Annotated in this window: 18 protein-coding genes; 13 read left to right on the top strand and 5 right to left on the bottom strand. The window is 57.7% G+C overall.

The features are described from left to right. Positions 1-98: 98 nt before the first annotated feature. A complete protein-coding gene (gene tldD, locus HZ995_RS16055) occupies positions 99-1520 on the bottom strand; it encodes a metalloprotease TldD (RefSeq protein ID WP_209356656.1) in 1422 nt (473 codons plus the stop codon). A gap of 182 nt (positions 1521-1702) precedes the next feature. Between tldD and coxB the strand changes: the two genes are divergently transcribed. The 11 genes from coxB to HZ995_RS16000 all read left to right on the top strand — a co-directional run bounded on the left by coxB (position 1703) and on the right by HZ995_RS16000 (position 11664). Beyond that, positions 1703-2557: a cytochrome c oxidase subunit II gene (coxB, locus tag HZ995_RS16050; RefSeq protein WP_209356655.1), complete on the top strand. Its 855-nt coding sequence runs from the start codon at positions 1703-1705 to the stop codon at positions 2555-2557. 88 nt (positions 2558-2645) lie between these two features. Then, positions 2646-3584 carry a heme o synthase gene (gene cyoE, locus HZ995_RS16045; RefSeq protein WP_209356654.1) on the top strand — a complete coding sequence of 313 codons (939 nt, stop codon included), beginning with the start codon at positions 2646-2648 and terminating at the stop codon, positions 3582-3584. Between the two features lies 1 nt (position 3585). After that, on the top strand, positions 3586-3747 hold the full coding sequence (locus HZ995_RS16040) for a cytochrome C oxidase assembly protein (RefSeq protein ID WP_209356653.1): 162 nt from the start codon (positions 3586-3588) through the stop codon (positions 3745-3747). After that, positions 3744-4352 carry a cytochrome c oxidase assembly protein gene (locus tag HZ995_RS16035; RefSeq protein ID WP_209356652.1) on the top strand — a complete coding sequence of 203 codons (609 nt, stop codon included), beginning with the start codon at positions 3744-3746 and terminating at the stop codon, positions 4350-4352. Before HZ995_RS16040 ends, HZ995_RS16035 begins: the two co-directional genes overlap by 4 nt. Positions 4353-4358: 6 nt before the next feature. Beyond that, positions 4359-5159, top strand: coding sequence for a cytochrome c oxidase subunit 3 (locus HZ995_RS16030; RefSeq protein WP_209356651.1), 801 nt, complete (start codon positions 4359-4361; stop codon positions 5157-5159). Positions 5160-5265: 106 nt separating this feature from the next. Next, positions 5266-5958 (top strand): SURF1 family protein, encoded by a 693-nt coding sequence (locus tag HZ995_RS16025; protein ID WP_245168692.1) that lies wholly within the window; start codon positions 5266-5268, stop codon positions 5956-5958. Positions 5959-5963: 5 nt separating this feature from the next. Further along, positions 5964-7352, top strand: coding sequence for a threonine synthase (gene thrC, locus HZ995_RS16020; RefSeq protein WP_209356650.1), 1389 nt, complete (start codon positions 5964-5966; stop codon positions 7350-7352). After that, complete coding sequence (locus HZ995_RS16015; protein WP_209356649.1) at positions 7349-8611, top strand: M16 family metallopeptidase; 1263 nt, start codon at positions 7349-7351, stop codon at positions 8609-8611. Before thrC ends, HZ995_RS16015 begins: the two co-directional genes overlap by 4 nt. Next, complete coding sequence (locus tag HZ995_RS16010; RefSeq protein WP_209356648.1) at positions 8611-9195, top strand: GNAT family N-acetyltransferase; 585 nt, start codon at positions 8611-8613, stop codon at positions 9193-9195. Before HZ995_RS16015 ends, HZ995_RS16010 begins: the two co-directional genes overlap by 1 nt. Positions 9196-9289: 94 nt before the next feature. Then, a complete protein-coding gene (locus HZ995_RS16005) occupies positions 9290-10102 on the top strand; it encodes an MBL fold metallo-hydrolase (protein WP_209356647.1) in 813 nt (270 codons plus the stop codon). Between the two features lie 146 nt (positions 10103-10248). Next, on the top strand, positions 10249-11664 hold the full coding sequence (locus HZ995_RS16000; RefSeq protein WP_209356646.1) for an FAD-binding oxidoreductase: 1416 nt from the start codon (positions 10249-10251) through the stop codon (positions 11662-11664). Here HZ995_RS16000 and HZ995_RS15995 read toward each other — a convergent pair. The 3 genes from HZ995_RS15995 to HZ995_RS15985 are packed head-to-tail and all read right to left on the bottom strand — an operon-like array spanning position 11661 to position 13742. Next, positions 11661-12200, bottom strand: a complete 540-nt coding sequence (locus HZ995_RS15995) for an adenine phosphoribosyltransferase (RefSeq protein ID WP_209356645.1) — start codon at positions 12198-12200, stop codon at positions 11661-11663. The two genes, HZ995_RS16000 and HZ995_RS15995, sit on opposite strands and share 4 nt — an antisense overlap. 15 nt (positions 12201-12215) lie before the next feature. Next, entirely contained in the window at positions 12216-12842 is a 627-nt protein-coding gene (locus HZ995_RS15990) for a LysE family translocator (RefSeq protein ID WP_209356644.1), read from the bottom strand. Between the two features lie 9 nt (positions 12843-12851). Further along, a complete protein-coding gene (locus HZ995_RS15985; protein ID WP_209356643.1) occupies positions 12852-13742 on the bottom strand; it encodes an S-methyl-5'-thioadenosine phosphorylase in 891 nt (296 codons plus the stop codon). Positions 13743-13968: 226 nt separating this feature from the next. Between HZ995_RS15985 and HZ995_RS15980 the strand changes: the two genes are divergently transcribed. Next, on the top strand, positions 13969-15600 hold the full coding sequence (locus tag HZ995_RS15980) for a SulP family inorganic anion transporter (protein ID WP_209356642.1): 1632 nt from the start codon (positions 13969-13971) through the stop codon (positions 15598-15600). A gap of 60 nt (positions 15601-15660) precedes the next feature. Then, on the top strand, positions 15661-16572 hold the full coding sequence (locus HZ995_RS15975; protein WP_245168691.1) for an AEC family transporter: 912 nt from the start codon (positions 15661-15663) through the stop codon (positions 16570-16572). On the opposite strand, the gene HZ995_RS15970 is transcribed toward HZ995_RS15975, so the two are convergent. Next, positions 16569-17174: a flavin reductase family protein gene (locus HZ995_RS15970; RefSeq protein WP_209356641.1), complete on the bottom strand. Its 606-nt coding sequence runs from the start codon at positions 17172-17174 to the stop codon at positions 16569-16571. The genes HZ995_RS15975 and HZ995_RS15970 overlap by 4 nt on opposite strands. Positions 17175-17244: the final 70 nt, after the last annotated feature.

Raw genomic sequence — 17244 nt, 5'->3', positions numbered from 1 at the left:
CCTTGGCTCCGCCTGCTTGCAGAGCCAAGTCTTACGAATCCTTGGTTAATGGACCGTAAAGTAAGATGGCAAAATTTGGACGACGCCCAACTGACGACTTATGTCGCAGAGCCTCCGACCGTCAGGCCGCCCATCAAAACTGTCGGCTGGCCTACGCCCACTGGCACGCTTTGACCTGCTTTTCCGCAGGTGCCCATACCAGGGTCGAGTTCCATATCGTTGCCCAAAGCGCGGATCTGGGTCATCGCGGTCGCGCCGTCTCCGATCAGGGTTGCACCTTTGACAGGGGCACCGACTTTGCCGTCTTTGACCTGATAGGCCTCGGTGCAGGAAAAAACGAATTTGCCATTGGTGATGTCAACCTGACCGCCGCCAAAGCCGACGGCATAGATGCCGTCTTTCAGATCCGCCAGAAGGTCTGCGGGGTCTTTGTCGCCGCCATTCATATATGTGTTGGTCATGCGCGGCATCGGCATATGAGCATAGCTTTGACGACGCCCATTGCCCGTCGGCTCAACCCCCATCAGGCGCGCATTCTGGCGATCCTGCATGTAGCCAACAAGAATACCGTCCTCGATCAAAGTGTTCTTGCGGCTTGGCGTGCCCTCGTCATCCACCGTCAGCGAGCCGCGGCGATCCGGGATCGTGCCGTCATCAATCACGGTGACACCCTTAGAGGCCACCTGATCTCCGATCCGACCCGAGAAGCTGGAGCTTTCCTTGCGATTGAAATCGCCTTCAAGCCCATGCCCCACGGCTTCGTGCAACAGGATCCCTGGCCAGCCCGGGCCTAGCAGTACGTCCATCTGCCCAGCCGGGGCAGGGACGGCCTCTAGGTTGACCAAAGCGATCCGCAGCGCTTCGCGCGCTTTCGCTTGCCAGTCCTCGGCAGCGATCAGACCATCCAGCCCGACACGACCACCACCACCGGCGGATCCCGACTCGCGGCGGCCCTGATCTTCGACGATCACCGAGACATTGACCCGCGTCATCGGGCGCACATCGGAAATCCGTGTGCCGTCGGGGCGCAGAATAAAGACCTCTTGCAGCGAGGCCATCAGAGTCGCGCTGACCTGAACCACCCGCGAATCCAAATCGCGGGCAAAGGCGTCAATGTCCCTCAGGGTGTCGATTTTGACAGGAAAGCTTGCAGATCCAATGGGGTCGCTGTCGGTGTAAAGCTTTTGATTTGTCGCAGAGGGCCCCGCCGCCAAAGCGCCACCGCCCTTGCCAACGGCCAGCCGCGCGGTTGCGACAGCGCGCTTTAATGCAGATTCGGAAATCTCGGAGGAATGGGCATATCCGGCCACTTCGCCGTTCACTGCGCGCAGGCCGAACCCTTCGGTGGCGTCGTAACTTGCTGTTTTTACGCGACCATCATCAAAAACCAGTGCTTCAGAACGCGAACGCTCCAGGAATAACTCCCCGTCCTCTGCGCCCGCCGTAGCCTCTTGCAGCAAGGTCAAAGCCCGATTTTCATCCAGCATCGTTTCAAACGGGGCGAATTTTGCGTCTGCCATAGAGTGCTTGCCTTTCAGGTTTTTTGAAGCAAATCAAAAAAGCGGCTGTTTGCCGCAAGTATATTCCTTTATCTGGTGCGCAGAATATGGTTCAAAGCACCGACAAAACAATGGGATTCCATTGCCAATGGCGCGGAAGACCGAATAAGACACGACGAAATACGCAACCGCACGGGTGACACATGCGAATTCTTTCGACCCTCATGGGACTCTGGGCAGCCTTTCTCGCACTTCCAGCAATGGCTCAGGAGACAATCGGCAAGCCTTCAGACGCAGGTCTGAACTTTCAGCCAGCCACCACTGAACTGGCACGTGACATCCAGGGGCTGGATACTTTCATCAACTACATCATCTTCGCGATCACGATCTTTGTCGCGTTGCTGTTGATCTGGTGCATTGTCCGCTTCAACCGCCGCAGCAACCCAGAGCCAGGCACCTTTACGCACAACACACCTCTTGAGGTGGCGTGGACCCTTGGCCCGATTATGGTGCTGGTGATTATCGGCGCGTTCTCCTTGCCTGTTCTTTTCAAGCAGCAAGAGATCCCTGAAGGTGAGCTCTATATTAAAGTGACCGGCCACCAGTGGTACTGGACCTACGAATACCCAGAGCAGGGCATCGAGTTTGACAGCTACATGCTGGGCCACCCGGCTACCATCACTGAGGCTGACGAAGCTGCTGGTGTTGAAGCGTTCAAAAACTCTGACGCAATGCGCGGCATGCTTGTGAACGCAGGCTACAACGACGACGAATTCCTGCTGGCAACTGACACGCGTGTGATCATCCCTGTGAACACCGTTGTGGTTATGGGCGTGACTGCGGATGATGTGATCCACTCCTGGACCATCCCATCCTTTGGCGTAAAGCAGGACGCGGTGCCTGGCCGTCTGGCGCAGCTGTGGTTCAAAGCGGAAAAAGAAGGCATCTTCTTTGGTCAGTGTTCCGAGCTTTGCGGCAAGGACCACGCCTATATGCCGATTACTGTAGAAGTCGTCTCCCAAGAAGCGTTTGACGCTTGGGTTGCGGCCGAAAGCTAAGCCTTTCTGGGGCGCAGCCCGTGCCCCATAAAACTGGATCGGGCGAGCCTAGGCTCGCCCTTCTGACAAGAGAGACCCTGGACACATCATGAGCGACGCCAGCATCCATACGCCAGCGCAGACCAAAGAGGCCTCTTTCGGGGATTTCTTTGCACTGCTGAAGCCGCGCGTGATGTCACTGGTTGTGTTCACCGCCATGGTGGGTCTGCTGGCAGCACCTGGGTCTGTGCATCCTTTCGTGGCTTTTGTGGCGATCCTGTGTATTGCGATTGGGGGCGGGGCGTCTGGTGCGCTGAATATGTGGTATGACGCCGACATTGACGCGATCATGACTCGTACGCAGAACCGTCCCATTCCATCTGGCAAAGTCACTGGCGACGAAGCCTTTGCCATCGGCATGACTCTCTCGGTCTTTTCCGTGGTGATGCTCGGCCTTGCGACCAATTGGTTCGCGGCCGGTTTTCTGGCCTTTACGATTTTCTTCTATGTGGTGATCTACACCATGTGGCTCAAGCGCTGGACCCCGCAGAACATCGTGATCGGTGGCGCGGCAGGTGCTTTCCCTCCGATGGTGGGCTGGGCGGCTGTGACCGGCGGCGTGTCGGTTGAGAGCACGCTGATGTTCCTTTTGATCTTTATGTGGACGCCGCCGCATTTCTGGGCGCTGTGCCTCTTTATGAAGACCGACTACCGCGACGCGGGTGTTCCGATGCTGAACGTGACCCACGGGCGTCCGGCGACTCGGAATCATATCCTTGTTTATACGCTGCTTCTGGCGGTGATTGCGATTGGCATGGGCTTCACCTCTGTGGGTGGTCCGATTTACCTCGTGACCGCGCTGGTGCTGAACGCCTTGTTCATTGTGGGCGCGATCAGAATCTGGCGCCGCGACGACGCGGCCTGTGAGGCCGACGAGCATAAGGTCGAGAAACGCTTCTTTGGCCTCTCGCTTCTGTATCTATTCCTGCATTTCGGTGCGATTTTGGCCGAGGTGGCGCTGGCCCCTTACGGTCTCGGAGGCTGGTAAGATGGCAATCCACAAAGATCACGAAATCCACCACCGTCGTTTTGGTCGCAATCTGGGTCTTGCCCTCGTACTGGGCGCTTTTGTCGTCTTGCTCATGGGGCTGACGGTTGTGAAAGTCACCTCTGAGGGCCGCGCTTTGGCGGCACAGGAGGCTAATCAATGACCCAACCCGTCAACAGCAACGGCAAAACAGTTCTCAAGCTTGCGGGCGTCGTAGTGACGATGGGCGCGCTGGCTTGGGCGTCGGTGCCGTTCTATGACTGGTTCTGTCGGGTCACGGGCTTTGGCGGCGTGACCCAGCAAGCTGATGCGGGATCTGACGTGATTCTGGATCAGACCGTGAAAGTGGTTTTCGACGCCAGCAAATCCCGCGACATGATGTGGGAATTCAAACCCCAACAACACCAGATGACCGTCCGCCTTGGCGAGACCGGTCTGGCCTTTTATGAGGCCTATAACCCAACCGACCGCCCCATCGCAGGGCAGGCGAGCTTTAACGTTGCCCCCTACGAGGCCGGCGCGTTTTTCTCAAAGATTGAATGTTTCTGTTTCACCGAACAGGTTCTCATGCCCGGCGAACGCGTCGACATGCCTGTGACCTTCTTTGTGGATCCGGAAATGATTGAAGATCGGGACGCGAAGTACATCAAGGAAATCACCTTGAGCTATACGTTCTATGAAATCGATCTTCCCGAAGACATCGCGGAATTGACCACGGGCGTCAATTCTGTAGAACCTATCCTAAACACCAGCACCAACGAGGGATGACAACTCATGGCAGGCGCTAAAAATCACGATTATCACATTCTGAACCCCTCATGGTGGCCATTCCTTGGCGCTCTTGCCGGCTTCATCATGCTTGTTGGCGCAGTTTTCATGTTCCATGACAATGGTCCATGGATGTTCCTGATCGGCCTCGTCGGCGTGCTTTACGTCATGTTCGGCTGGTGGTCAGAATGCGTTGTGGAAAGCCACCAGGGCGACCACACTCCGGTTGTTCAGATCGGTCTTCGCTATGGCGTTATCCTCTTCATCATGTCCGAAGTCATGTTCTTCTCGGCATGGTTCTGGAGCTTCTTTAAGCACGCAATGTACCCAATGGGCCCAGACAGCCCAGCGATTGACGGCATGTTCCCACCTGCGGGCATCGAGACCTTTGACCCTTGGCACCTGCCACTGATCAACACTCTGATCCTGCTGTGCTCTGGCTGTGCGGCGACTTGGGCGCACCACGCGATTGCGCATGAGAACAACCGAAAGGATCTGGTCAACGGCTTGATCATCGCGATTGCTCTGGGTGCTGTGTTCACCGTTCTGCAGGCTTACGAGTACAGCCACGCAGCCTTTGGTTTCGCTGGCAACATCTATGGCGCGAACTTCTTCATGGCGACAGGCTTCCACGGCTTCCACGTTGTGGTTGGCACGATCTTCCTGTTCGTCTGCCTGATGCGCGCGCTGCGCGGCCACTTCACCCCAGAACGCCACATCGGCTTTGAGGCGGCGGCGTGGTATTGGCACTTTGTTGACGTTGTCTGGCTATTCTTGTTCGCAGCCGTCTACGTCTGGGGCCAATAAGTCGCTCTGGCGATCAGGGCGCGAAAGGTTGAACCTTTCTGCCTGATAGGATTAAAGCAAATCGCGGCGGGACATCTCGCCGCGATTTTCGTTTTGAAGGTCTGTGTTGAAAGGGCTTGATGTGCGTCGTCTGATCCTGCCGCTTGGGTTTGGTATTATTGGCATCGTAATCCTCGTATCGCTGGGCAACTGGCAGATGCGGCGTCTGGAATGGAAAGAGGACATTCTTGCACAGATCGATGCTCGGATTGCGGCCGATCCTGTAGCTCTGCCAGAAGACATCGACCCCGATGCAGATCGCTATCTCGCCGTCACCGCTGAGGGGTTGATGACGACCGAAGAACTCCACGTCTATGCCTCCTCTAAAGCGACCGGCGCGATCTACCGCGTGATTGCAGCCTTCGAGCTGACGGATGGTCGCCGCATCATGGTCGACCGAGGCTGGATCAAACCCGAAGACAAAGCGTCCGCGCGGGATGAGGTGGACGTTCGTGTCGAGGGCAATCTGCATTGGCCGGAAGAGCGCGACAGCTATACGCCGGAAAATGATCTCGCCGCCAATATCTGGTTCGCACGAGACGTTGATGCCATGGCCGCTGCACTCAATACCGCCCCGATCCTCATCGTGGCGCGCAAAACGTCGCAAATAAACCCAGCCGTGACGCCCTTGCCGGTGACGAGAACCGGCATTCCGAACGATCACCTGAACTATGCCGTGACCTGGTACGGATTGGCTCTGGTCTGGCTGGCGATGACGCTGTATTACCTGCGCCGCATGCGCGCAAAACATAAGGTCTAAGAGACGTGAAATATATCTCTACCCGTGGGGACGCCCCAGAACTCAGCTTTGCCGAGGCGATGCTGACAGGACTTGCTCGGGACGGGGGGCTTTATGTGCCCAAGAAGATCCCGACGCTTGAGGCGGATGCGATTGCCGCTATGGCAGGCAAGACCTATGAAGAGGTGGCCTTTGAGGTGATGAAGCCTTTCATTGGCGAGAGCTTCACTGACGAGGAATTCAAAGGTATCATTGAACGCGCCTATGCCGGTTTCCGCCACGAAGCCCGCGCGCCTTTGGTGCAGCTTGCGCCAAACCACTATCTGCTGGAGCTCTTCCACGGCCCGACGCTCGCGTTCAAAGATTTCGCGATGCAGTTGATTGGTCAGCTTTTCCAATTCGAACTGTCCCGTCGCGGTGAGAAAGTCACCATCGTCGGCGCGACCTCGGGCGATACAGGCTCCGCCGCGATTGAGGCTTTCCGCGGTCTTGATAATGTTGACGTCTTTATTCTGTTCCCAGACGGCCGCGTGTCTGACATCCAACGCAAGCAGATGACCACGCCAGCTAACAACAACGTCCACGCGCTGGCCTTGGACGGAGACTTTGACGACTGTCAGGCCCGTCTCAAAGACATGTTCAATGATTTCGAGTTCCGTGACGGTGTGAAACTTGCCGGCGTGAACTCGATCAACTGGGCGCGCGTTCTGGCTCAGGTGGTATATTATTTCTCGTCCGCCGTGTCGCTGGGCGCGCCGCATCGCAAGGTTTCCTTCACCGTGCCAACGGGCAACTTCGGGGATATCTTTGCAGGCTACATCGCCAAGCGCATGGGGCTGCCGATTGAGCAACTGGTGATCGCGACCAACCAAAACGATATCCTGCACCGCACCATGGAAACCGGCGCGTATACCAAAGAGGGCGTAACGCCGTCGATCAGCCCGTCGATGGACATTCAGGTCAGCTCGAATTTTGAGCGTGCGCTGTTTGACGCTTATGACCGAGAGGGCTCTGTCGTTGCGCAATTGATGGAAGACCTCAAAGACGGCTCTTTCACCATCAGCCAAGGCGCGATGGAAATGCTGCGCGAGAATTTCGCCTCGGGTCGCGCCTCTGAGGATGAGACCACCGCCACCATCAAATCCGAATATGCCGCCAGCGGCGAAGTCCTGTGCCCGCATTCGGCCGTGGGCGTGAAGGTCGGCAATGAAAACCTGTCGAGCGTGCCGATGATCACCTTGGCAACCGCGCATCCAGCGAAATTCCCGGATGCGGTTGAGGCCGCCATGGGCACGCGCCCCGGCTTGCCACCCCATATGGCAGACATGATGGACAAAGAGGAACGGGTCTGTAAGGTGCCCAACCAATTGGCCCTTCTGGAAACCCTCATCAAAGATCGGATCGCTGCGCGTTGACCGTAAAACTTCACACTCTTTCCAATGGGTTCACCATTGTCACGGAACATATGCCGGGGCTTCAGTCTGCCTCAGTCGGCATCTGGGTGACAGCAGGCGGGCGTCATGAGCGCATCGCACAAAACGGCATCGCGCATTTCCTTGAGCATATGGCGTTCAAAGGCACCGAAAAGCGCAACGCGCTGCAGATTGCCGAGGCGATTGAGGATGTGGGCGGCTATATCAATGCCTATACCAGCCGCGAGGTGACGGCCTATTACGCACGCGTCCTGAAAGGCGATGTGCCGCTGGCGATTGATGTCATCGGCGACATTCTTCTGAACCCTGTCTTTGACCCGAATGAGATCGAGGTCGAGCGCGGCGTGATCCTGCAAGAGATCGGTCAAGCGCTGGATACGCCTGATGATGTGATCTTTGACTGGCTGCAAGAGCGCGCCTATCCCGATCAACCGATGGGTCGCACGATCCTTGGACCTCAGGAACGTGTCAGTGCCTTTACGCGCGACGACCTGAAAACCTTTGTGGCCGAACATTACAGCCCCGAGCGGATGATCCTGTCTGCGGCAGGCGGTGTGGATCACGACGAGATCGTGAAAATCGCCGAAGAGATGTTTGGCCATCTGCCCAAAGGCTCTTTCCGCCCCATGGAGGCTGCACGGTTTGAGGGCGGTGAATACCGCACCGAGAAGAGCCTTGAGCAGGCGCATTTCGCACTGGGTCTTGAGAGCCCGGATTATAAGAGCGACGACATCTATACCGCCCAGATCTACTCGATCGCTCTGGGTGGCGGCATGTCCTCGCGGCTTTTCCAAGAGGTGCGCGAGAAGCGTGGGCTTTGCTACACGATCTATGCCTCGGCAGGGGCCTATGCCGACAGCGGTATGATGACGATCTATGCGGGCACGTCGGGCGATCAGGTCGCGGATCTGGCGGATATCACGATTGATGAGCTTAAACGCGCGGCCGACGACATGAGTTCTGCTGAAATCGAACGCGCCAAGGTTCAGATGAAAGCAGGGATGCTGATGGGGCTGGAAAGCCCGTCAAGCCGCGCAGAACGTCTGGCCCGCATGGTCTCGATCTGGGGGCGTGTGCCGGGCCTTGAAGAAACCGTGGCCAAGATCGACGCGGTCTCGGACGCGGGCGTGCGGGACTTTGCAGCCCATATGGCGGTCAACGCCCGCGCTGCTTTGGCGCTTTACGGGCCGGTTGCGGCTGCGCCTGAGCTTGAAAAACTCCAAACCCGCCGCGCTGCCTGATGTTACTGACGCGCAAGAAAGTCCGGATCGAGACAGAGCGGATGACCTTGCGCCCGCCGATCCATAGCGACTTTCGCGCATGGGCTGCGCAACGTGAAGGCAGCATTGATTTCCTTGCGCCTTGGGAGCCTGCCTGGGCGGTGGATCACCTGACCCGCAAGAGCTTTACCAACCGCGTGTATTGGGCACAGAGGGCTATTGGGAACGGCTCGGCCGTGCCATTGTTTCTGACAGATCGCGGATCTGGTGCTTTGCTTGGAGCGATCACGCTCGACAATATCCGTCGTGGGCCAGCGCAGGCGGGCACTCTTGGCTATTGGGTGGGGCAAAGTTTCGCGCGTCAGGGCTATATGCGCGAGGCGATTGAGGCGGTGGTGCATTATGCCTTCACCCAGATGGACCTCAGCCGGATTGAGGCCGCCTGTCTACCTGAAAACACCCCAAGCCGTGGCGTGCTTGAGAAATCCGGTTTCAAATACGAAGGCGTGGCGCAGAGCTATCTGCAGATCAACGGTCGCTGGCGCACCCATGTGCTCTATGCCTGCTTGCGTGGCGACCGGAGGGGACGGACCTCGGCGGGCTGAGGGAGTGGATCCCGCAGGAGCCTCCGGCGGGAGTATTTTGGGCAAGATGAAATCTGAGCGGATCGTGCTATCCTTTCTGTAAGGAGGGCAGATCATGCGGTTTTTGGTTTTCTTGTTTTTGGTATTTGGAACGGCACTTCAGGCGCAGGAGCGGCGGTATAGCCATTGTATCGCGCTGGCGGAGGCGACGCCGGGAATGAGCTATGTGCATCTGGCCAGCTTTCGCGATCCGGTGGAGCGAAATTCTGTGCGGATCCGCTATCTGGATCACTCGGCGTTTTTGATCCAAACCGAGGGTGGGCTGTCGGTTGTGACGGATTACACAGGCTATATCGGCAACGTGGATTTCCTGCCGGATGTGGTCACGATGAACCATGGCCACAGCAGCCATTGGACGCCTGTTCCTGATCCGGCCATCCCGCATGTGCTGCGGGGTTGGGGAGAGTTTGGCAAAGGGATCGAGCATCATGTCGATCTGGGCGAGATGCTGGTGCGGAATGTCTCAACCGATATCCGCTCTGGGTTCGGGATGGAGACCAAGGGCAATTCGATCTTTGTCTTTGAGGTCGCGGGGCTTTGCATTGGCCACCTCGGGCATCTGCATCACGAACCGGATGCGGCTCAATATGCAGCACTTGGGCGGCTTGATGTGGTTATGGCGGCAGTCGATGGAGGTATGACGCTGGATCATCAGACCATGATGACTGTAATGCGGCGGCTAAAGTCCTCGATAGTGATCCCGATGCATTGGTTTGGGCGCGGGACTTTGGACAGTTTCCTGATCGGCATGTCCGAGGATTTTGCCATTGTGGATGAGGGTGTGAACGATCTGGAGGTCTCTTTGCGCAGCCTGCCGGACAGGCCGACGATCATCGTCTTGCAGCCGAAATTCCTGAGTGAACCCTAAAGCGTTTCGTGATTAACCTGACTCACAGATTGATTGGGAAACGCCCACAACATCAATAGGTTCTGAGCGTTTCGCGTTAAACTTACGCGTCAAGTCTAACGCGAAACGCTTTAGACGTAGGCCCATGACGTGGTAGGGCTAGGCCTATGAGTTTGAACCCCGCCGATTCCGCATTTCTTGACCGTGTTGCCAGCCGTGTTGGCTCGGGCGTTTTGTCCGAACCTGAGCCCCGCTATTTGGAAGAGCCTCGCGGACGCTTTGCGGGGCAGGCGGGCGCTGTGGCGAAGCCGCGCACGGCAGAAGAGGTCGCGGCGCTTGTGGGGCTGTGCAATGAGGCCTCGGTGCCAGTGGTGCCTTATGGCGGCGGCACGGGGCTTGTGGGCGGTCAGGTGAAAGGCGAGGGTGTTGTGCCCTTGGTGGTTTCGCTCGAACGGATGCGCGCCATTCGAGACTTATTTCCTGAGGAAAACGTGATTATTGCCGAAGCGGGCGCCGTCCTTGAGGCCGTTCAAGCGGCCGCGCAGGAGGCGGGTCGGCTGTTTCCCCTGTCACTAGCCGCCCAAGGCTCCTGTCAGATCGGGGGCAACCTCGCGACCAATGCAGGCGGTGTGAACGTGCTGCGCTACGGCAATGCACGTGATCTGTGTTTGGGGCTGGAGGCAGTCTTGCCAAATGGCGAGATCTGGCACGGGCTGAGCCGTTTGCGCAAAGATAATACGGGCTATGATCTAAAGAACCTGTTGATTGGCGCAGAGGGGTCGCTTGGCATCATAACCGCTGCGTCCCTGAAACTCTTTGCGCTTCCGGTGGGGGAAGGCACGGCGTTGATGGCGGTGCCCTCTGTTGCGGCAGCTTTGGATCTTTTGGCGATCACACGGGATCATGTCGGTGAGGCCGTGTCGGCCTTCGAGCTGATCCATCGAGAGGGGCTGGAGTTCCTTGCGGAAACCATGCCTGAGGTGCGCCAGCCTTTTGCTGAGAAGCCTGAGTGGTGCGTTTTGATCGACCTTGGGTTGGGGGCAGGGCAAGAGCCACAAAGCGTTCTTGAAGAGATCTTTGCAACGGCTTTAGTGCGTGATCTGGTCTTGGATGGGCTGATTGCGCAGTCTGAAACGCAGCGCACAGAATTTTGGTCCGTGCGCGAAAGCATCCCTCTGGCGAACCGTAAGATTGGCGCGATTTTAAGCAATGATATCTCGATCCCGATCTCGCGGATTGCGGAGTTTGTGGTCGAAGGTCATGCTGCCTTGGGCAAGCTCGGACCGCTCAGGATCAATGCCTTCGGCCACCTTGGGGACGGCAATTTGCATTACAACGTCTATCCACCCAAAGGTGAAAACCGGAATGATTACAATCACCTGATCGACGACGTTAAAGATATCGTCAATGGATTGGTCCACAAATACAACGGCTCGATCAGCGCGGAACATGGGATCGGGCGCATGAAAACGGGCGAGTTGGAACGCTATGGCGATCCGGTGAAACTCGTCACGATGCGTGCGATCAAGTCGGCTTTGGATCCCAAGGGAATAATGAACCCGGGGGTGGTGTTGAAGGCCTAGAGGCCTTCGAACGCGCATAGGACAGAGACGTCCATACCCATGGCTTCGAGCTTTTTGCGACCACCCAATTCCGGCAGGTCGATGATGAAGGCACAGCTCAGGATTTCGCCGCCAAGGCGCTCGATCAGTTTGATGCCGGCTTCTGCGGTGCCGCCGGTCGCCAAAAGGTCATCCACCACCAAGATCTTTTCACCGGGTTGGATGGCGTCGTCGTGCACTTCAACAATCGCCTCGCCATATTCCAGCTTGTAGTCCTGCGAGATCGTGGTGCCGGGCAGCTTGCCTTTCTTGCGGATCGGCACAAAGCCGACGCTCAGTTGGTGGGCAATCGCTCCGCCCAGAATGAACCCACGTGCCTCAAGACCCACGACCTTGTCGATGCGCTCGCCTGCATAGGGGTGCAGCATCTGGTCAATCGCCATGCGAAAGCCGCGCGGGTCGGCAAAGAGCGTGGTCACATCGCGGAACATGATGCCCTCGTGGGGGAAATCCACGATGGTGCGGATATAGTCTTTGACGGTTTTCGATTTGGGCATGGGAGTCCTTTGGAGTTAGGTCGCGCGGCGCAATGTGGCCGTGAGTGCTGCCATAGCAATGAGGGTCGCACCGCCTGCGCGGTTGAGCCAGGTCAGCACAGCGGGACGGGTGATTTTCGCGCGAATGGAGTTTGCACCAAGCGCGAAGACCAGAGCGTTCACGCCCGCAATCGCAACAAAGGTCACAATAAGGATCGCCGCCTGAGGTGCAAAGGCCGCATTCGCGTCGATGAACTGAGGCACGAAGGCGATGAAGAATGTGTTGGATTTCGGGTTGAGCGCCGTCACCAAGGCGAGGTCGCGATAGACGCGGCCTTCTGAGGTGTTTGCGGGTTTTTCCATCAAAGGCGAGCTTTCGGTGGAGCTCATCAGCATCCGCACGCCAAGATAGAAAAGATAGGCCGCGCCGATCCATTTCAGGATGGTGAAGGCTGTGGCCGAGGCCAGAAACAGCGCGCCAAGGCCGATGACCGAGACGGTCATGGCAATGAGGTCTCCGGTCGCCACGCCAAGGGCTGAGGCAATCGCGACGCGGCGGCCTTGGGTCATGGCGTAGCTGAGGACCAACAAGAGCGTTGGGCCGGGCATGACCAAAAGCGCGATGGAGGCGGCGGCAAAGCTGAGCCAGAGGGTGAAATCCATGACCCGCCCTTACGCGTTCAGAACCCGGCCCGCGACCGCGTCGAGTTTCGCCACGACCTCAGGGTCGCGCGCATCAGGAGCTGTCAGGATAGCGAATTCCAGCGCTTTGTCGCAGCCGTGTGGGCAGTCATCTCGCTCGGCACCCAGAAGGGCAGGCAGTTCCTTGACCAGATTGCGCGCCTTGTCGGCGTTGCCCATGAGGGTTTTGATGATTTCGGTGACATCGACCTCGCCGTGGTCAGGATGCCAGCTGTCGTAATCGGTGATCATTGCGACGGAGGCATAGCAAAGCTCGGCTTCTCGCGCGAGTTTGGCTTCGGGCATATTGGTCATGCCGATGACGTCGCAGCCCCAGCTTTCGCGGTACATTTTGGATTCCGCCAATGTGGAAAACTGCGGTCCTTCCATCGCCAGATAGGTGCCGCCGCGATGCACGTTGATGCCTGCGGCTTTGGCCGCGGTTTCGCAAGCTTCAGACAGGCGCGGGCAGGTTGGATGTGCAACCGAGACATGCGCGACGCACCCGGTGCCAAAGAAAGATTTCTCACGAGCAAAGGTACGGTCAATGAATTGATCTACAATGACAAAATCGCCCGGAGCCATCGCCTCGCGGAACGAACCGCAGGCCGAGACAGAGATCACATCGGTCACGCCAAGCCGTTTCAACGCATCGATATTGGCGCGGTACGGCACGGTGGTCGGAGAGTGCCGATGCCCACGCCCGTGACGCGGCAGGAAGGCCATTTTCACGCCGTTCAGGTTGCCTGTCAGGATTTGGTCAGACGGTGCGCCCCAAGGGGTTTCAACCGAGACCCACTCCGCGCCTTCAAGCCCATCGATGTCGTAAATTCCAGAGCCGCCGATCACGGCAATCATGGTCTCTTTGGCGGTCTCGGTCATCGGGGGCTCCCTCGTGAAATAGCAGATCTTACCGGCAGTATTCTTGGCCCTAGCCGTAGAGGGATGCAACCGTAGTTCGGTCATATTTTCGGCAACCAATGGCATAGAGGCCATGCGGGCCTGTTCTATTGGCACCACGTCAGGTCAAAACCCTGCGCCGCCCTTGTCGCGCTTGGCAATATCCGATAGGGCGGCCTCAACTTCGCCAGCTATTTCAGGACATATCATGAGATCCGCACTCGCCGCTTTGGCCAAAAACATCACGCCTCCGAACCTGTCGATCATGCAGGACGAAGGCTGGTCTGTTGCGCGGGTGCGCACGGAGCTTTTGTCGGGCCTGACTGTGGCCCTCGCGTTGGTGCCAGAGGCGGTGGCTTTTGCCTTTGTTGCGGGTGTCCACCCTCTGGTCGGCCTCTATGCGGCCTTCCTCGTAGGTTTGATTACGGCATTGATCGGCGGGCGTCCGGGCATGATTTCCGGCGCGACCGGTGCTTTGGCTGTGGTCATGGTGGCGCTGGTGGCGGAGCACGGTGTTGAGTACCTCTTTGCTACGGTCGTCTTGATGGGCATCCTGCAGGTCATCGCGGGTGTCATGCAGTGGGGTAAGTTCATTCGACTGGTGCCCCATCCGGTGATGCTGGGTTTTGTGAACGGTCTGGCGATTGTTATTTTCCTGGCGCAGATGACGCAATTCAAAGTGCCGGGATCGGTTGAGAACACGGGCCATGGAATGAGCGGCGGTGAATGGCTTGCAGGGCCTCAGCTGATGACAATGCTTGGTCTGGTCGCGCTAACGATGGCGATCATCTGGGTCATGCCACGCATCACCAAAGTCATTCCGGCGCCTTTGGCGGGGATCGGTATTGTGGCGGTTCTGGTGATTGCACTGGGTCTGGATGTGCCACGCGTGGGGGATATGGCCTCAATTGAAGGCGGGCTTCCTCTGTTCCACATCCCAATGGTGCCGCTGAACTGGGAGACCTTCCAGATCATCCTGCCTTACGCTGTGATCCTCGCAGCAATCGGCCTGATCGAGAGCTTGCTGACTCTGAACCTTGTTGGAGAAATCACCGGCAAACGGGGTGGTGCAAGTCAGGAATGTATCGCGCAAGGCACCGCGAATGTGGTGACTGGTTTCTTCGGCGGCATGGGCGGGTGTGCGATGATTGGTCAGTCGATGATCAACGTGAAATCAGGTGGCCGCACACGGATCGCGGGCGTCTTTGCAGCCTTGTGCTTGTTGCTCTTTATCGTGGCCGCGAGCCCTTTGATTGAGCAGATCCCGCTGGCGGCGCTGGTTGGCGTGATGTTCATGGTCGTCATCGGTACCTTCGCGTGGAACTCGTTGAAAATCATGCGCAAAGTACCGTTGACCGATGCTTTCGTGATCGTGCTTGTGACCGTTGTGACCGTGATGACTGACCTTGCGATTGCGGTCGTGGTGGGCGTTATTGTCTCGGCGCTTGCTTACGCTTGGGGCAACGCGACGCGGATTACTGCGACCACCCGCGAGTCTGTGACCGACAAAGGCGCGAAGGTTTATGAGATCCAAGGGCCTTTGTTCTTTGGCTCCTCAGACGGGTTTGTCGAACTCTTCGACGTGCAAAACGATCCTGAAAGTGTGATCGTCGATTTTGCCAAAAGCCGCGTGGCCGACCAATCCGCGCTGCAAGCAATTGAGGCCATGGCGGGTAAATATGAGGCGGCGGGCAAGAAACTGACCCTGCGCCACCTCAGCCGCGATTGCCACCAGCTGTTGACCCGCGCGGGCCACCTTGTGATCGACAGCGATGATGACCCCGATTATCAGGTCGCCGCGGATTATTCCGTGCGCACCGGGATCTTGGGTGGTCATTAAGATCTGATCCGTTATCAATAGGGCGTGCGTTTCGCGCGCCCTTTTTTGTTGGAGCAGTCGGTGGTCTTTGTCACGATCCTCAGCGGGTTGGTCCCGTCGTTTTTGATGGTCATTCTGGGCGGTCTCGTACGCAAACGCCTGTCCGAGAATGCGTGGCAGGGGCTCGATAAGCTCAACTTTGAAATCCTCTTTCCCACGCTGCTGTTTGTCGCGGCCTCGGGGCGTCCGATTGCACTCTCGCAGGTCGCCTCTATTGCGCCATTGGCCTGGGGGATCTTGGTTGCGGGGCTGCTCTTTGGCTATCTGGCGCGGCCCTTTGGGCCTGAGCGGTTTCTTGATTTCGCGGGCTGCTGGCAGACCGCTTGGCGGTTTAACACCGCACTTGGTTTTGTCGCTATTGGAGCGCTGAGCGGTGGCGATGCGGCGATCTTTGCCGTGGTCGTAGGAATGGGCGTGCCCATGGCCAATGTCTTTGCGGTTTCAGGCCTGTCCCGCGATGGCCAGCTTGGCATCCTCGGCACCCTCAAACGCGTCGCGCTCAACCCGTTTCTGATCGCGAGCCTTGGCGGCGTGGTTGTGGCCCTGACAGGCGTTCAAATCCCTGGGCCGGTGCTTGCGCCATTGGAAATGCTCGCGCAAGCCGCGATCCCTGTCGCGCTCATTTCTATCGGAGCCACGATGAACTGGGGTGCTTTGGCTCGGTTGGATCGATTTACGGGAATCTTGAACGGCACAAAACTGATGATCCTGCCCGCGCTGGTCTGCGTCGTCGCGCTTGCCGCCGGAGCCTCTGGTCCCTTGGTGCAAGTTCTGATCGTATTCGCAGCCCTGCCGACCGCATCCGCCGCGCACGTGTTGGCCGCGGGCTTTGGTGCGGATCGCAAATTGGTGGCCACGCTGATTGCTCAGACAACATTGCTGTCGGCGGCAACGTTACCCGTGTGGATATTGATCGCGCAGACACTGTTTTAGTCGTCAGGTCGCGCCAGCGAAAAGAGCTCTGACACTTTGGCATAGTCCCGATAGCCCAGACGCGCCAAGGGTTCATAAGTGGTCACATCAAAGATGCCGTCCACAATGCATTCATCGCGCAGATGCACGCCGGTGACTTCGCCGATCACCATGAAGTTGCTCACGCCTTTCAGCGTCACGATCTGATCGAGTTTGCATTCCAAACTCGCAGGGGCCTCGAGCACGCGCGGGCATCCTATCGTGTTGCAATGGGCCGCCGTGAGGCCCGCTTTCTGGAATTCGTCCACGTCCTTTTCAAAGCCGGTGCTTGAGATGTTCATCGCAGTCTGCAGTGCATTTGAGACGATGTTGACGCAGAACTCTCCGGTGGCGCGGATATTGGCGACGGTGTCTTTTGTGTCGTCCTGATCCGGCTTGCTGGCGGTTGAGGCAAACATCACCTGCATTGGCGCATCAGCGATCCCGTTGAAGAAGGAATAGGGCGCGAGGTTTGCGTTACCCTGGGTATCAATCGTTGAGATCCACGCGATGGGGCGCGGCGAGATGATCGCCTTGAAAGGGTTGTGGGGCAGGGGATGGCCGTCTTCCACGCGATAAAACATCAGGGGATCCTTCTTCATGTTTGCCCAAGAGGTAACCTCGTGTTAGGGCGGTTTCCACCGAAATCGAAAG

Source organism: Cognatishimia activa, from assembly GCF_017798205.1.
In the GTDB taxonomy this organism is placed as follows: domain Bacteria; phylum Pseudomonadota; class Alphaproteobacteria; order Rhodobacterales; family Rhodobacteraceae; genus Cognatishimia; species Cognatishimia activa_A.
The sequence above is the reverse complement of the archived record's forward strand: the minus strand, read 5'-3'. Positions and strand labels throughout refer to the sequence as shown.

Bases quoted from the DNA above. Each gene is read 5' to 3' on its own strand.
- tldD (WP_209356656.1), bottom strand. From the start codon at position 1,520: ATGGCAGACGCAAAATTCGCCCCGTTTGAAACGATGCTGGATGAAAAT.
- coxB (WP_209356655.1), top strand. From the start codon at position 1,703: ATGCGAATTCTTTCGACCCTCATGGGACTCTGGGCAGCCTTTCTCGCA.
- cyoE (WP_209356654.1), top strand. From the start codon at position 2,646: ATGAGCGACGCCAGCATCCATACGCCAGCGCAGACCAAAGAGGCCTCT.
- HZ995_RS16040 (WP_209356653.1), top strand. From the start codon at position 3,586: ATGGCAATCCACAAAGATCACGAAATCCACCACCGTCGTTTTGGTCGC.
- HZ995_RS16035 (WP_209356652.1), top strand. From the start codon at position 3,744: ATGACCCAACCCGTCAACAGCAACGGCAAAACAGTTCTCAAGCTTGCG.
- HZ995_RS16030 (WP_209356651.1), top strand. From the start codon at position 4,359: ATGGCAGGCGCTAAAAATCACGATTATCACATTCTGAACCCCTCATGG.
- HZ995_RS16010 (WP_209356648.1), top strand. From the start codon at position 8,611: ATGTTACTGACGCGCAAGAAAGTCCGGATCGAGACAGAGCGGATGACC.
- HZ995_RS16005 (WP_209356647.1), top strand. From the start codon at position 9,290: ATGCGGTTTTTGGTTTTCTTGTTTTTGGTATTTGGAACGGCACTTCAG.
- HZ995_RS16000 (WP_209356646.1), top strand. From the start codon at position 10,249: ATGAGTTTGAACCCCGCCGATTCCGCATTTCTTGACCGTGTTGCCAGC.
- HZ995_RS15995 (WP_209356645.1), bottom strand. From the start codon at position 12,200: ATGCCCAAATCGAAAACCGTCAAAGACTATATCCGCACCATCGTGGAT.
- HZ995_RS15990 (WP_209356644.1), bottom strand. From the start codon at position 12,842: ATGGATTTCACCCTCTGGCTCAGCTTTGCCGCCGCCTCCATCGCGCTT.
- HZ995_RS15985 (WP_209356643.1), bottom strand. From the start codon at position 13,742: ATGACCGAGACCGCCAAAGAGACCATGATTGCCGTGATCGGCGGCTCT.
- HZ995_RS15980 (WP_209356642.1), top strand. From the start codon at position 13,969: ATGAGATCCGCACTCGCCGCTTTGGCCAAAAACATCACGCCTCCGAAC.
- HZ995_RS15970 (WP_209356641.1), bottom strand. From the start codon at position 17,174: ATGTTTTATCGCGTGGAAGACGGCCATCCCCTGCCCCACAACCCTTTC.